Below are 15,735 nucleotides of genomic sequence, written 5' to 3'. Positions count from 1 at the left end.
CTTACACCTCCAGCTCGAGCAGGCCCGGCGGGATGTCGCCGTTGAATGCATAAGCCCACAGATCCCAGGAGCGCCCCTTGCGGACTCGGACTTCGTTAAACCCGGCATCGAGCAGCGACTGACCCAGCAGCTTGGCATCAAAGCCGCAGCGGTGTGCCATGTAGCGTTTGCCAGCGGCCAGCGACGGGCCATGGCCGAACAGCATATCGATGGTGCGTATCGGGCCCACGGCGGATTGATAAACCACATCAGTCAGGCGACCGACCACCACCAGCTCGGCGATGGCCTGCAGGTCGGGCAGCGTGATCAGCGCAAAACCATCGGGCTTGAGCACCCGTTGCATTTCTTTCAGGGCGACAGGCACGTCGTGAAAATCCAGGTGTTCCAGACTGTGCGAGGACCACACGGCGTCAATCTGGGCATCGGGAATCATGCTCAGGTCGGTGTTGCTGCTGACAATATCGGGCTGGGTGTCCGGGTCGATATCAATACGCACCTGATGCCACTGTTCATCCTGAAACATGGCGGGCAGGCCCTGGCGGTTGCTGGTGCCGCAGCCCAGGTTGAGGAACACTTTCTGCTTGGCAGCGCCATGCCAAACTTGTTTGGCCGGTGTGTCCGAGGCGCTTTTTGGCGCCTGTTTGGATGGCCGTTTGAGTGGCGGCTTGAGCACTGGTTTGCCGGGCGTTTTTGCGGTCCGTTTTTCGGTCATTGTCAGGGCCTTTGTCGACAAATTGTTATTGAATACCTGGTGTGAAAGCTCCGCCATCGTCGCGTAGGTCCGGGCGCCGGCGTCGCGGGCCAGCGCACAGGCCGGTGCCAGCAGCGGCAAACCGAGATGCCTGGCCAGGCCCGGCGCCTGCCAGCCCGCGCCGGGATCAGCGTCAAGACTCAGCGCAACCGTACAGTGGCACAATTGCAGGCTTTGAGGCAATCCTACACCGGCAATGGGCGCTATTTCGATAAGATTGCCCAGTGCGCGCAAGCTGCGGTTGCAGGGGTAGTGTTCCAGAACCAGCAGCTTGATGGCGGGTTCTGTGTTTTTGTCATCATTGGCGGCCCCGTCATCGTCATGCAGCGCACGGGCCAGTGCCTGCCACTGCCGGGCCAGGGCGGGATTGCTGAGGTCGTCCGCAATCAGCACGCTGCGCGTGGGCTGGGTCGGGGACGCGGGGCTGGGCGCTGGGCTGGGTGTGGGGCTGGCGACAGGCGGCGCGGGCTGCACGTTGATACGGGCTTGCGGTATGACACGGCGATAACGATCTTCCAGGCTGGGATACGGCACCACAACTGCCGCGGCCTGTTGCGCCAGGCTCAGCAGCAGTCCACCGCGCACAGTATCGGGGCTAGCGACGGCGCTTAACAGGCCGTCGTCCAGCGGCATCAGTCGCACCTGGCGCTGCAGGCGAAGGCACAGTTGCAACAGCACCAGCGGGCAGCGTGCCAACTCGTAAAATGCCCAGCTTAGATCCGGCAGCCCCGTCAGGTCGGCTTCCAGCAGCGCCAGATCTTCAGGCAGGTGGTATTCCAGGTAGATCGGCAGCGACTCTCTTGCACCCGCACCCGCGCCCGCGCCCGCGCCGGGCAAGGACAACGACATTTTGCAGGCCTGTGGCTGGCGACTGTCGCCCGTGGGCTGCCAGCGCAGCCAGGGCTGTTCATCCATGGCGTGTGTCTGTATCCAGTTGCCATCGGCGTCGTACGGGTCAAGACGACAATGGGCAAAGGCCGGATGGTTCCAGCTGGCCGGTCCCAGAATCAGCAGCTCCCCGGCTACCGGCGGCTGTTGCTGCAAACGGTGACGTTGCAGCCGCTGGCGGTGACTGGCCAGCGGATCGCGCTGCTGGTCAGTGCGATTGTCCTGCTGCGCGCGCGGATAACGTTTTTTTAACAGGGCATTGTTGCGCGCCACCAGCTGTCGTTTCTGGCTGCCAAACGACACCGAGCCATGGTGCGCGACAAACACGTTGGGCGCGCCCGCCAGTCGCCAGCCCAGGGCCAGGGCACGTTGTGACCAGTCGGTGTCCTCGCCGTAACCGGACAGCAGATCGGTTTCATCCAGCAGGCCCACGTTGTTGATGGCGGCGCGGCGCATGTACAGGCAAAAACCGCAGGCTGCGCCCAGTTCGGGGATGTCGCCATTCCAGGCCTGGCTGGCCAGCGTGTCGAGCTGCTGCTGGGCCTGCGCATCGGGCATGCTGCCCTGGCGCGATGCATGCGGGAAACTCATCAGCTCGCCAAAATTGCTCAGCGGTGACACGGTGGCAATATCCGGATGCTTTTTTGCCAATTGGCGCAGACGATCCAGCCAGTTGCCGCATACCCGGGTATCGGCATTAAGCCAGACCACATCGCGCTGAGGATGCAGGGCCATGGCCCGGTTCATGGTGCGAATAAAACCCAGGTTCTGCGACTGCTCGATCAGGGTGATCTGCTGCTGGCTGGCAAGCTCGCGCAGTGCAGCCACCAGCTCTGGTTCCGGCGAGGCGTCGTTGATCACCACAATTTCAGTACGGGTGCGCAAGTCGGCCTGGCTGGCCAGTACGCTGTGGATGCAGTCCAGGGTTTGTGTGTAGCCTTTGTAGACCGGGATAATGATATCAACGGTGTTGTCGCGCTGACTTGTGGCTGCTTTTGTTTTTGGCAGCGGCGCGTGGGGCGGCGTCTTTGCAGGGGCTGGCGGTGCCAGCGAGTCCGGATCGGGATACAGTGCGAGCAGGCGCCGGGCAATGCTGTCCTCACCCAGTGCGCGGGCCACGGCGGCCAGCAATGGGGGCAACTCGGGCAATGTGCCGCGCCGCAAGGTCGCGGCCATTTCGCTGGACACCAGATAACTCCAGGCTTCCCAGGGCCGCCCTGCCTGCATGGCGTGAATCGCCTGCCACAGCCGGGTTTCACTCCTGAGCTCGGACCAGCCTTCGGTCAGGCGCAGGATGGCACGCGCCGTCGCCTGATCCTCACCAGGCTTGGCGATGCGGGAGAAACAGCTCTGCAATGTTAGCGGTGCGCTTGCGTTCATTTTTTATCTTTTTTACGAAACACCTGAGTAACGGCAGGATCTTCCCAGGCCGATGATTTAGTGGTTTTCTTTTGTCGCTTGCGAATGGTCACCAGGTAAAACGCGACCAGTGGTTCTTTGCCGCTGGGGCCGCTCAGTACTTTGCCGGCGTGAATGGTTTGCGCGGCGCTACCGGCAAATACCACCTGCCCGACCAATGAGTAATTTTGTTTGTCTTCGCCCTGCAGGTCGAAGCAGACGCTGTTGATGGGCTGCGCCTTGCCGCGGGTACCGGTAAATGTTCCAACGGGCACCATTTTGATTTCTTGTTGACCGCTGGTGGCGCAACCATAGTACAGCGCCGGGTTTGTCTGCGCCTGTTGGGGCCATTCTGCCAGGAAACCTTCGATACGGGCGGTGGCCTCAGGTGCCCCCAGCCAGCCTTGCGCAACGTTGACATCACCGCGACGTTCAATATGGCCGGTAAACTGCAGCGGCAGCAGTTCACCATAGGCACTGAGAGTTTTCACCGAGTATGGCAGCGCCGGCGCTGTGGCGGTTGAAGTGGCAGTTGAAGTGGCGTTGGAGTTGGCGCTGGCGGCACTGGCTGTGTTGTGTTCGGCTGCCAGCCGACCCTGGCTACGGTCACCGTCAAGGCGGTCGATGACAATCTCCACCCGGTTTTGCGCGGCGCTCTGATCGGCAAAATATTCAACAACCAGCACGGAGGCACCGCCCTGCCCGACCCGGAACACAGCACAGTCGTCCGGATGCCGCAGTTCGGCATGGCTGGCGTTACTGGCGACGTTGCCAAAAAAGTCGACCGTACCCGTTGCATTGCCAATCGGGGCACGTGCCAGGGTAACTGCCTGCGGCTGACCGGGTTTTGCCCCGGATTTATTATTAGAAGTGGGCAGCTGGTAACGAAGCGCGTACAGGCCGGCCTGCAAGGCGACGATGCTGGTTGATACCTGGAGTTCGGAACTGACGCGTTTCATGAATTACCTCAATGTTCTGGTTTTTTATTTATGTCTTTAACAGCCGCTCTGCTGATGTCAGCCAATCGTACTTTGCCCGGATTGGGTGGCATCATCAAGCCACCATAGGAACCCACACCATGGTCCAGGCTCAGCCCCGGATGATAACTGGGATCAACCGACAGGTGGTGGGTCCAGTGCAGCCGCAGGTTCTGCTGCTCGCGCTGCGAACGCACCGCCTTGCTGGGTTCCACATCCAGCCCGCGACTGGCCGATTCGGCATGCACCAGGCCGGCAAACGGCGTCCAGATGACAGTGTAGCCAGCCCGGCGCAGGCGCAGGCAGTAATCGACATCATTAAAGTTGACCGCAAAGTCGTTGGCGTTCAGGCCGCCGACTTCGTTCCAGGCCGCTTTTGAGGTCAGCAGGCAGGCGGCGGTGACCGCACTTTGCCTGCGCACGATCTGATTGATGCCTAAATAGCCGGGGTCACTGATCATCCAGTTGTTGCCCACGTGCGCGGCCAGGCCATTGACGCCTACCACCACGCCGCCATGTTGCACCATGCCGTTGGACCACTGCAATTTGGCGCCGACTGCGCCCACGCCGGGACGCAGCACCTGGGCGACCATTTCGCTCAGCCAGCCGCCCTGGTCGGGGGAGATTTCAATGTCGTTGTTGATCAACCCAATCAGGCTGCCCTGAGCGGTGCTGACGGCCAGGTTGTTGATGGCGGCGTAGTTGAACGGATACGGGTAACGGATGACCTTGACGCCCTGCTCGGCGAGGGTGTCGAAGTAGCGCAGGGTGCGTTCGCACTGTGAGTCGTTGTCGACCACAATGACGTCGACGTTGGGATAATCTGTGTAACGCAGTAAAGAACCCAGGCATCGACTGAGCAGCGTGTACTGGTCGCGCGTGGGAATGATAAGTGTCACTTTGGGTTTGGCTGTCGGCAGACTCCACTGCACCCGTTTGAGGGTCGGAAAATCAGGTACGTCGGTGACGGTGGCCTGTGCATCCATTTGCTCGACCAGCCATTGCAGGGCGGCCTTGCGCGCGGGATCGTCGGGCCGCAGGAAAGGAGCAATCGGCTGCGCGGCCGCGCGGTGATGCAGCACCATGGGCAGGTGCGCGACCGTGGCCTCCGTGCTCTGGGTCACTCCGACCAGTGCGCAGGCCAGGTATTGCCAGTGCCGGGCGTCGGTTGCGGGCTGCCGGGCCGTGAGATGATCCAACGCCTGGCGCAGGATCTCGGCGCTGTACAGCGCGCCAACGGTGAAAATATCGCTGCCCAGGAAAAAGTCGGGATCCCACGCCGGTTTCAGCCAGGGGTTGCTTCTTTTGCCGAGCTCATCGTCCTGATCACAGTCGGGGTAAACCCAAGCTGGAGTGCCGTCACTTTGCTCCGTCTGCAGCGCGGCAAGCAGTCGGGGCAAAGCCTGCAGCGCCAGATGATCACCGGCCGCAATGACGATGACGGCGCTGACGCCCTGTTGCAGCAGCTGTTCAAGGCCGTCCACGGCCTGGTGTATCGGGGTCTGGCAGATGTGTTGTGCTTTGATTTTTTGTCGGCGCAGGCTTTTGCGTGTGATGTCTGTCGCGTCGGTGGCGCGGGCGGCAACATCGCCGTCATCCAGCACCTGTTCCAGCACCAACGCGCCGACCTGCGGGCCGGTCTTGCCCGGCCCCGGCCCCGGCACTGGCATTGGCACTGGCTCTTGCTGCTGCAGTTCAAACCACTGTGGGTAAGCGGTAAATGGCAGGCTGTGCGGTGCGCGTTTATCCTGTTCCTGGGCCAGCCGTAACAACAAATTGAATGGCGCCTGCTCGCGACTTTTGTCGGTACCGGGCCAAAATTTGTGCAGCGTCGCCGCCAGGCCTTCCGGGCGTACGCACACGTTGAGCGGACTGCCCGGCAGGGTTTCACCCAGATCGTTCTCCACCCAAAGCTCATGCAGTTCACCGTCGGCCAGCGACCAGGGCAGTGCCAGCCTGAAACCGTGATCGGCGCTGCTGTGTCGCACCAGGGCCGGGTGGCGCAGATCGGCGCGGGTGCGGGCATGAACAAGTTTGTCTTCGCGAACCAGCACGTCGACGTGACGGTCGGCATCCGTGGCATCAACGGCCCAGCCATGAATCAGCAGGCCGCCGTCGTGCAGGGCATGGGCGCGGGGCGCGGTCGGCATGTTGTCGGCGTCGGCCTCGGTGCCTGGCTGCGGCGAATCAGGTACATCCCAGTTGCGCAGATCAATCCGGCCGGGCAACCACGGCCCCTGGTTGGCCACGCGCACGCTGATGCTGTTTGCCTGATTCAGCCAGGCACGTGATATGTGGAAGGAGAAACCGTGCAGGCCGTCGCCGGGGGTATTGCGGCCGACCTGGGGCTGGTCGGCGCGGGTCAGACCGATAAAGGCTTCGTCCAGGTACAGCTCCACGGCCACCCGTAGATCAGGGCTGGCGCTGTCGATTACCCAGCCATACAGCAGATCACCGTACAGGCCCTGAATGCCGCCCTGGATGGTGTGCTGGCCAGACTCGCCTGTCATTGATAGGACTCCACCAGTGCCAGCTGGGCCGGCAGACAGTGGCTATGCAAGTCATAGTCCTGCAGGATGGTTTCACGCGCCTGTTGACGCAGGGAGGCGTAGTCCTGAGGCGATTCCAGCGCGGCGGTCACGGTGTCGGTCAGCCCGGCAATGTCAAAAAAGTCGAACAGCAGGCCGTTGCGTTCGTGCTCGATGACTTCTGTCACCGGCGGGGTGCGCGAGCCAACGACCAGGGCGCCGGCACTCATTGCTTCCAGCATGGACCAGGACAGCACAAAGGGGTAAGTCAGGTAGACATGGCAGCGACTGACCTGAATCAGTCGTCGATACACGTGGTAATCCACCTTGCCCATAAAAATGACCCGTTTCGGGTCCAGTTCGGCGATAACTTCCTGCAGGTATTTTCCGCGATAACTGCCCTCGGTACCGGGCGCCCCGTAACTCACGCTGTCGCCGCCAACAATAAACACCACGGCGTTGGGGCGGCGGCGCAGAATTTCCGGCAATGCCCGCATGAAAATATGGTAACCGCGCACCGGTTCAAGGTTGCGCGAGACAAAGGTCACCACTTCGTCGCCCGGCGCCAGGTGCAAACCGTAATCGGGCAGGGTTACCCGGGCCTCCGGATCAGGCGCCATTTCATCGGTATCAATGCCGTCGTGGATGACCCGGATTTTCTGCTGCGCCCACTGTGGATGCCGGGAAGCCTGCCAGCGGGTGGGTGAGATGCCTGCGTCCATCTGTTCCAGTGCCAGCAGCAGATTGGCGTTTTTGGTGTGCAGCCTGGCCATGTTATGCAGGTCGGCGTCGGGGAACTCCGGGTCAAAACCCATTTCCTGACCCTGGGCGTTATAGAAAAACTCGGCAAAACAGATCAGTGGGGACTGCGGGAACACGTCGCGCAAATACAACGCTTCGCCCCAGCCCGGGTGGGCAATGATCAGATCGGGTACAAAACCGCGCCGACGCAGCTCCTCAGCAACCCGGGCGCAGGCCTCGCCGCGCAATACCTTGGATTCCCACTCACTGGCCAGTACATGGATGCCGGCGGTATTGCCCCGCGCGAGATCGTAATGGCAAAGCTCTACACCTGGCAGCACACCACCATTGCCTTTGCGGCTGATGGCGACGACCTGGTGCCCGCGCCCCACCAGCGCTGGCGCCAAAAAACGAAACTGTCCGGGGAAATTCTGGTGAACGAAGAGAAGCTTCATGGTCGGGTGATCGCAGCGCTTAAAAAAAGTCAGCTCCGATCTTGTGGGCGGGTATGCCGCACAGGATCGGAGCTGGTTTTAGACGGTCCATCTTGTGGACCCGGGCGTTTGGGAACAGGGTGTCCCTGACATTATCAGGGGCACTGTGCTTAACCCAGGTACTCAACCCCGGTCTGCTGCAGACCGACCAGATCGATGGTGACGTTGTTTTCGTCAACACGCGCGGCCTCTGCGATGAACTCAGCCTGCGTGTAGCTGGCGACTCTGCCGTCCATGAAGCTAAGTGCCCAATCAAGTTGCTCTTCGTCAGGCGCAGCACCAAAGGCATTGGTGTACGCGAGTCTGGCCAGATCTTCGTTACTTGCCGAACCTGCGAACTGGGTGACCCAGCCCACGTCGATGGCGTGTTGCGCCAGCGCTTCCAGACTGATGCCGTCGTCAAACATCTTGAGGATCATGCCCACAATTTCGGGATCATCCCGCAGTTCTGCCGCGATCACGTTGATGATCTGGATAGACATGCCGGCGTTCTGCTCTTCCTGCAGATCCATCGCGACTTTCTTGTCGGCGAAGTGCACACGATCGGCGTTTGTCAGTGTGTCGGTGCCATCAGCGCGCTCAACCTGGAACTGGTTATCCGAGAAGTTGGTGATGGTGTAACCCGCGCTGTCGTTAGCATAGCTGATCACATCAATGCCCGTGCCGGCATCAATGGTGTCATTGCCGGTACCGGTGCGAATGGTGTCATTGCCCGCCCCGGTGCTGACGCTTGAGTCGCCGTTTGCCTGAACAATGATAAGATCATCGCCGCCGCTGGTGGTCAGGGTATCGTTGCCGCCGGAACTTTGGATGGTGGTATTGGCATCGCCATTGACGGTAATTCTGTCACTGCCGGTGCCATTCACGATGACGCGGGGAATGGTGTTTAATGTCATTTCGACGGGTGTACTGGAAGTGAAAATATAGGCCTTAGTAGACGCCATTGTAGGCGCAGGAGGATTGATAGTGACGCGCCCGCCGGGGCCTGGAGTTCCGCCGGATGAGTCAATGACAAGCATGTCCGTATTGCCAGAAGGCGCAGCCACTTGAAACTGACCATCTGAACCAAAGGAGCCGGAACCGAGGTTTACTGTACCTCCGCCCAAACCGCCGCCGCCCAAACCGCCGCCCAAGAGATTTGTTATTGAGTCCTTGGTGTCATTGCTGATCGATGAGATGCCTAATGCTTGCGTGATATCGTCAACCGAAGTGGGTGTCTCGTACTGGATGGTCATGTCTCAGCCTTTTGGAAAAGTGGTTGGTTGTCCATCTACTTATATAGTAGGCAATTATTGTACCAAGCGTGGCAACCACAATGGTTAGAAATACCCTGATTGTGCAAACATTAGGCCCTGGCCAGTTGCATGTCAATAGTAAATCGTTCTGATTTGGTATGCTGGCAAAATAAACCAACCTTGCGCCGGATGCAATTAGCCAGATGGGTTAGTCAGCGAATCAGTCGGTCCATCCTGCAGAGTAAGGGCTACTGTTTATCCCAGGTACTCCACACCGGTCTGCTGCAGACCGACCAGATCGATGGTGACGTTGTTTTCGTCAACACGCGCGGCCTCTGCGATGAACTCAGCCTGCGTGTAGCTGGCGACTCTGCCGTCCATGAAGCTAAGTGCCCAATCAAGTTGCTCTTCGTCAGGCGCAGCACCAAAGGCATTGGTGTACGCGAGTCTGGCCAGATCTTCGTTACTTGCCGAACCTGCGAACTGGGTGACCCAGCCCACGTCGATGGCGTGTTGCGCCAGCGCTTCCAGACTGATGCCGTCGTCGAACATCTTGAGGATCATGCCCACAATTTCGGGATCATCTCGCAGCTCTGCCGCGATCACGTTGATGATTTGGATCGACATGCCTGCGTTCTGCTCCTCCTGCAGATCCATGGCAACTTTCTTGTCGCTAAAGTGCACACGCTCGGCGTTGGTCAGTGTCTCGACACCACCTTCGCGTTCAACCTGGAACTGGTTACCGGAGAAGTTGGTGATCGTGTATCCGGCGCTGCCGTTGGCATAGCTAATAACATCAATACCAGTGCCGGCATCAATCGTGTCATTGCCCGTACCGGTTTTGATAGTGTCGTTGCCGGCGCCGGTGCTGACGCTTGAGTCGCCATTGGCCTGAACGGTGATCAGGTCATCGCCACCGCTGGTGATGAGGGTGTCGTTGCCGCCCGTACTTTCAATGGTGGTATTGGCATCGCCATTAACCGTCATCCTGTCGCTTCCGGTGCCATTTACGATGATGCGCGGAATTGTGTTCCATGTGACGTTGACGGCGGTGTTGCCCGTAATGAAGTAGACAGAAGAATTAGCTAGTGTTTCGTCAGAAAAAGAAATATTGAGCAGCCCGGTGTTCGGATCTGCTATTCCGCCGCTGGGGTTCATGACAACGACATCGGGGGAGCTGCCGTCAGGCCCCTGAATATCAACCTGTCCGTTTGAGCCGACGGTACCCAAGCCCACATTTACGGGAGCGCCAGGATTATCAATAGGAGAGCCGCCACCTAAGAGAAGGGTGGAAATAGCACTCTTGGCGTCGGATGAAATCGTGGATGAACCAATTGTCAGGTTAATATCGTTTATTGTTGACGATGATTCGTAGTTAACAGCCATGACTCAGCTTTCCTTGCGTGATTACGAGACTTGTTGGTTGCGTGAATAACCTGTTGATGCTTGGTAATGCGCAAATAAAAACTACGGTTCTCTAGCAATGTTAACAATCGCACATACAGATTGTTTGAAATCTAGACCCATCCCGCCTGCTTGTCAACAGAAAATCGTCATAATTAACCTGTGGTCAGGCTAAGCCCACTCTGAAGCGGGTACAACCAGCCAGATGGGTTAGTCAGCCTGTCCGGGCCAACGCGGCGGCGGGTAACGCCAGTGATTGCTGGCGGTGCAGGATGTTCATCAACACTATGATGCGATCGTCGGATGTCACGGCTTTGACGATCGCTTCGATGTGTTTGAAGCAGCCATCGGTGACGACCACGCGCTGACCGGGCTGGTACAGGGTTTCCGGTTCAGTCTGTTGTGAAAAGCGCTTTCTCAGTGCGTCTATCAGATCTTGTGCCACAGGATGGGGCTGGCCGTTGAAGCTGACCAGGCGGCAGACGCCGCGGGTGGCATACAGTGCGCGCCAGTCGCTGGTGCTGTTCAGCTCAATAAAGAGGTAACCGGGGAACAGGGCCTCGGTGCGAGCCTGATAGTGACCGCGGCGCACACATTTGACGAGGTGCACGGGGGCGTAGTAGTGGAAACCCTGGTTGGCCAGGTGCATCTGGGCACGGTTTTGTTGCCGGGCTTTGCATTGCAGCAGGTACCATTGCTGGCTGTGATCTGGTTCGCGTCCGCTCATTCCGTTGACTCCAGTTCTTTTTGCATCATGTTAGGAAAGAATGGGGACGGAGGGAATACTTTTTGTCTAAAGAATGGGGACGGAGGGAATACTTTTTGACCAGTTGCTACGCAGCTGGTCAAAAAGTATTCCCTCCGTCCCCATTCTTGAACAACGGTACGAGCTTTTTGTTGCCGTATTCCGACAGGTGGTCTTCGTCGTAGTACAGCGGGCGGCCGTCTTCGCTGCCGTAGCAGTACTCCTCATCGCACAACGCTTGCGTCGGGTCCAGGATCCGAACGCCACAATGCTGTGCGGCCTGATCCTGGGCCTGCCACACGGCGGCGTGGCGCTGATCATAGGCCGCCCTGCTCAGGCGAACCTCCCCTGCACGATTCAGCAGATGTCGGCGGGCCATGCTGCGCGGCACATCAACGGGCATTTCCGGGATGGGGCGCAGCAGATAGACCGGCCGCTGTTCAGCAAAATGGCAGGCGGTGGCGATCAGGTCCTCCCTGTACTGCTGCGTTAGCTGAGCGCTGGGGCGGGACTGGCGGCGCTGGTAAAAAATCAGTGGGCGCCGAAAATCGTCGCTGGCGGGCACGGCACTGCCCAGGTGGTAGATGCTGCTGCGATTGACGATGATGAGGGGGATAGCCGCGGGCATGGTTTGTATTTGTTCGCGCAGGAAGCGGTTGAAGGCGCGGCAGCCGTCAGCGTTGTCTATGCTGTTGCCGTCCAGCAAGGTGGCGCAGCCGTTGTGGCTGCTGGCCCGGATGCCAGCGCCGGGGTTTGTGGTGCCCTGCTCTACGGCAAGTGCGGCAGCGGTGAACACGGTACTGGCGTGGCTGTCGCCGACGACAATGGCCTGGATATCCGGCCCGCCATACTGGCACCAGGGAAAATCGAAACCGTTGCGCGCGAGGCACTCCCCTCGCCTGTCGTCAAAGTTCCGGGCTTCAGCTTCGGCGTGCTCCACCGCCGGTGACAATCTGCCTGGCACACCTTTCAACTGGTCAATCCATATTGCCGGTACCAGAGTGACCGCGATAATCAGAGTGAGTGCGGTGCCCGGTTTGCGGCTTCGGCGTGTGGGGTTCTCAATCACGCGCCAGGAGAGCAGGCCCAGCGCAATTGCGAGCGTCATACCGGCGATGATGGCCAGCGCATTGTCAGTCATGCCAAGAAATGCCAGCGCGACAAACACGGGCCAGTGCCACAGATAGATGGAGTAGGAACTGAGGCCGAGGTAGTGCACGGGCGCGAGACGCATCCATGCTGATTGTCGGGCGGTCATCAGGATCAGCGCGGTGCCGGCGACGGGCACGATGGCGAGCAGGCCGGGCCAGCGGGTGCTGGCGTTGACGGTGAGTGCGGTGCCCAGAATCAAGAGTAAACCTGATGCACTTAGCAGGCGCGCGAATTGCGGACCCTGGCGGACGAGCCGGTGTTGGCTGAGCAGAAACGCGGCGGCACCGGTGAGCAGTTGCCAGGCGCGACTTTGCAGCAGAAAGAACGCGCTGTCGGGGCTGTTGTATGCCAGCCAGACTGAGCGCGCCAGTGACATCAGCAGCACCACGACGATAAAAATGAGCAGTTGGCGCTGGCCGGGTCTGATGCGCCAGATCAGCAGGATAAAGAGGGGTAACAGCAGGTAGAACTGCGCTTCCACGCCCAGCGACCAGGTGTGCAGCAGCCAGTTGTCGTGCGAGGCTGGCGCAAAATAACCGGCGTCGCGCTGGAAGCGGATATTGGCGATGAAGATCAAGGCATATACGCTGTTGTCGGCCAGTTCGTGATAGTCGCTTTGCGGCAGCAACCACCAGCCAAGAGCGAGCAGCGTGCCAATGAGCGCCGCCAGTGCCGGCACAATCCGCCCCGCGCGGGCCAGGTAGAAGCGCCCCAACTGGAACGTCTGCGCCTGCAGGCGGGTCACAATCATCGCCGTCATCAGGTAGCCGGAGACGACAAAGAACACATCAACACCAACAAACCCACCGCCGAAACCGGGCACCCGGAAGTGAAACAACAGCACCAGCATCACTGCCAGCGCGCGCAGTGCGTTGATATCGTAACGGAAACCAGTGTCTACCGAAGGTGCCATCCCTGCCCCGATGTGAAGAATGGGGACGGAGGGAATACTTTTTAACCAGTTGCTACGTAGTTGGTCAAAAAGTATTCCCTCCGTCCCCATAAACTTGTGATCAATGGTTGTTATACTACTCGCATGCGCCTCTTACTGACATCTGCACTGATGCTCTTTATGACCGCCTGCGTAAGTGCGCGGCCGGCAAACCCGAACAATGTCTGCGATATGTTCGAGGAGCGCCGTGCCTGGTACCGCGCCGCAGAGCGCACCGAGGAGCGTTGGAACGTGCCTGTGTCGGTGACCATGGCATTCATCTACCAGGAGTCTGGCTTTCAGGCACGTGCCCGCCCGGCGCGCACGCGTTTGCTGGGTTTCATCCCGTGGACGCGGCCGTCGACGGCGCGTGGTTATGCTCAGGCGCTGAACACGACCTGGGATGAGTACCGCAGTGAGACGGGTAATTTCCTGGCCAGACGCAGCAAATTTGCCGATGCGGTGGATTTTGTGGGCTGGTACAACCAACACAGCTATCGTCGCAGCCAGATCGACCGTGACGATGCGCGCAACCTGTATCTGGCGTACCACGAAGGCCACGCCGGTTTTAACCGGGGCACTTACCGCGACAAAGCCTGGCTGCTGCCAGTCGCCGAGCGCGTGCAGCAAAACGCCAACCGCTATGCCCGGCAATACGCTAGCTGCGAGGAGGAGCTGGGCAGAAGCTGGATCCGTCGGGTGCTGGGTTTTTAGCGTTCGGTTATGGGGACCGGTTATGGGGACCGGTTATGGGGACCCGGTTATGGGGACGGAGGGAATACTTTTTGACCAGTTAAAAAGTATTCCCTCCGTCCCCATAAATCATTGTCTATACTTCTTGAAGAAACCCACTTAGCAAAAGGAGTTTGCTATGCCCCGGCGCGCGCGTCACTACCTGGCAGGGATGCCCTATCACATTGTTCAACGCGGCAATAATCGCCAGCGCTGCTTCATGAAAGAGGCAGATTATGAGTTTTACCTGGAGTTGTGGCGCGTCCATGCCCGCTTCTATGATGTGCATGTTCATGCCTTTTGCCTGATGACCAACCATGTACATTTTCTGCTGACACCGCAGCGCGAGGACGGTATTTCCTGTGTCACACGAGTCGTAGGCAGTAGTTATGCGGGGTACATCAACAAGAAGTATGAGCGCACCGGCACTCTGTGGGAGGGCCGTCACCACGCCAGCCTGGTGCAGACGCGTCGCTATTTTCTGACCTGCCAGCGGTATATCGAACTCAATCCGGTGCGCGCTTCCATGGTGAGAAGTGCGGGGCAATACAGGTGGTCGAGCTACCGGGAAAACGCACTCGGCGTCAGCGGCTGGATGCAGCCGCATGCGGAATTTCTGGCGCTGGGTAAATCGGATACGTCACGGCGTGAGGCTTACATCCGGCTGTTTGCCAAACCTGTCAACCGGCATCAGCTGACACTGATTCGCCATGCTGCGCATAGCTGTCAGCCTGTCGCCGACAACCGTTATAAGAAATTGTTAAAGCAGAAATACGGCGTGGAAATTGGCCGGCTGCGGCCAGGGCAGCCACGGAAAAAGAATGGGGAGGCAAAGAATGGGGACGGAGGGAATACTTTTTGACCAATCAAAAAGTATTCCCTCCGTCCCCATTCTTTGCTCCGTCCCCATTCTTTGCCAGCAGGTCGACCAGGCCTTGCTCGTCGATGACTTTGACACCGAGCTCATTGGCCTTGTCGAGCTTGGAGCCGGCGCCGGGCCCGGCGACCACGACGCTGGTTTTTTTCGATACGCTACCGGTCACTTTAGCGCCCAGTGCCTGCAATGCTGCGCGCGCCTCATCGCGGGTCATGGTTTCAAGCGCGCCGGTGAGCACCCAGGTCTGCCCTGCCAACTCGTCAGAGACGGTCTGCGCCTGATGCTCCGGCCAGGAGACACCACGTTCGCGCAACTGCGCAATAACCTTGTCATTCTCCTGATTGGCAAAAAAATGTACGATGTGCTCGGCCATCACCGGCCCAACATCAGGGACCTGTACAAGTGCCTCTTTGTCCGCCGTCATCAGTTGCTCCAGGCTACCGAAATGGGTGGCGAGCGACAAAGCCGTCGCCTCTCCAACCTCGCGGATCCCGAGACCATACAGCAGACGGGGCAAACTGGTAGCCTTGCCCTTGGCGATGGCTGCCAGCAGATTATCCGCTGATTTGTCACCCATACGATCCAGGCTGAGAAGGTCATCTTTGCTTAGCGTGAATACATCGGCGACCGTCCTGACCATATCAGCGTCCACCAGTTGCTCGACCAGTTTTTCGCCCAGACCTTCAATATCCAGCGCTGTGCGCGAGCAGAAATGCCGCAATGATTCCTTGCGCTGAGCCGGACAGATCAGGCCACCGGTGCAACGATAAAGTACGTCGCCGTCCTTCTCTATTGGCGAGTCGCAGGCAGGGCACCTCTCCAGCATGGTGATGGGGACGGAAAGAATGGGGACGGAGGCAATACTTTCGCCTGCGAAAGTAT

General features: G+C 59.2%; 11 protein-coding genes. 2 read left to right on the top strand and 9 right to left on the bottom strand.

Annotation, left to right across the window (positions count from 1 at the left end):
- Position 1 precedes the first annotated feature (1 nt).
- The 8 genes from WD071_RS15020 to WD071_RS14985 form a co-directional block, all read right to left on the bottom strand.
- The gene (locus WD071_RS15020; RefSeq protein WP_368049209.1) at positions 2-3,019 is read right to left on the bottom strand and encodes a glycosyltransferase; all 3,018 of its coding nucleotides are present in this window, start codon (positions 3,017-3,019) and stop codon (positions 2-4) included.
- Positions 3,016-3,996, bottom strand: coding sequence for a hypothetical protein (locus tag WD071_RS15015; RefSeq protein WP_368049208.1), 981 nt, complete (start codon positions 3,994-3,996; stop codon positions 3,016-3,018). Before WD071_RS15015 ends, WD071_RS15020 begins: the two co-directional genes overlap by 4 nt.
- An 8-nt stretch (positions 3,997-4,004) precedes the next feature.
- Positions 4,005-6,524, bottom strand: a complete 2,520-nt coding sequence (locus WD071_RS15010; protein WP_368049207.1) for a glycosyltransferase — start codon at positions 6,522-6,524, stop codon at positions 4,005-4,007.
- Positions 6,521-7,738, bottom strand: a complete 1,218-nt coding sequence (locus WD071_RS15005) for a glycosyltransferase family 4 protein (RefSeq protein ID WP_368049206.1) — start codon at positions 7,736-7,738, stop codon at positions 6,521-6,523. The genes WD071_RS15010 and WD071_RS15005 overlap by 4 nt, the downstream gene beginning before the upstream one ends.
- A gap of 149 nt (positions 7,739-7,887) precedes the next feature.
- The gene (locus tag WD071_RS15000; RefSeq protein WP_368049205.1) at positions 7,888-8,721 is read right to left on the bottom strand and encodes a calcium-binding protein; all 834 of its coding nucleotides are present in this window, start codon (positions 8,719-8,721) and stop codon (positions 7,888-7,890) included.
- A 546-nt stretch (positions 8,722-9,267) separates the two neighbouring features.
- Complete coding sequence (locus WD071_RS14995; protein ID WP_368049204.1) at positions 9,268-10,398, bottom strand: calcium-binding protein; 1,131 nt, start codon at positions 10,396-10,398, stop codon at positions 9,268-9,270.
- Positions 10,399-10,630: 232 nt separating this feature from the next.
- The gene (rfaH, locus tag WD071_RS14990; RefSeq protein WP_368049203.1) at positions 10,631-11,143 is read right to left on the bottom strand and encodes a transcription/translation regulatory transformer protein RfaH; all 513 of its coding nucleotides are present in this window, start codon (positions 11,141-11,143) and stop codon (positions 10,631-10,633) included.
- 118 nt (positions 11,144-11,261) lie between these two features.
- Complete coding sequence (locus tag WD071_RS14985; protein ID WP_368049202.1) at positions 11,262-13,226, bottom strand: acyltransferase family protein; 1,965 nt, start codon at positions 13,224-13,226, stop codon at positions 11,262-11,264.
- Between the two features lie 123 nt (positions 13,227-13,349).
- Here WD071_RS14985 and WD071_RS14980 point away from each other — a divergent pair, with 123 nt between their 5' ends.
- Together WD071_RS14980 and WD071_RS14975 are read left to right on the top strand one after the other, a co-directional pair.
- Positions 13,350-13,958 (top strand): hypothetical protein, encoded by a 609-nt coding sequence (locus tag WD071_RS14980; RefSeq protein WP_368049201.1) that lies wholly within the window; start codon positions 13,350-13,352, stop codon positions 13,956-13,958.
- Positions 13,959-14,115: 157 nt separating this feature from the next.
- A complete protein-coding gene (locus WD071_RS14975; protein ID WP_368049200.1) occupies positions 14,116-14,838 on the top strand; it encodes a transposase in 723 nt (240 codons plus the stop codon).
- 4 nt (positions 14,839-14,842) lie between these two features.
- Here the strand turns inward: WD071_RS14975 and WD071_RS14970 are convergent.
- Positions 14,843-15,735, bottom strand: an 893-nt coding sequence (locus WD071_RS14970) for a helix-hairpin-helix domain-containing protein (RefSeq protein WP_368049199.1), incomplete at its 5' end; no start/stop codon positions are given.

The sequence above is a fragment of the Pseudohongiella sp. genome (assembly GCF_040877505.1).
Lineage (GTDB): Bacteria > Pseudomonadota > Gammaproteobacteria > Pseudomonadales > Pseudohongiellaceae > Pseudohongiella.
The sequence above is the reverse complement of the archived record's forward strand: the minus strand, read 5'-3'. Positions and strand labels throughout refer to the sequence as shown.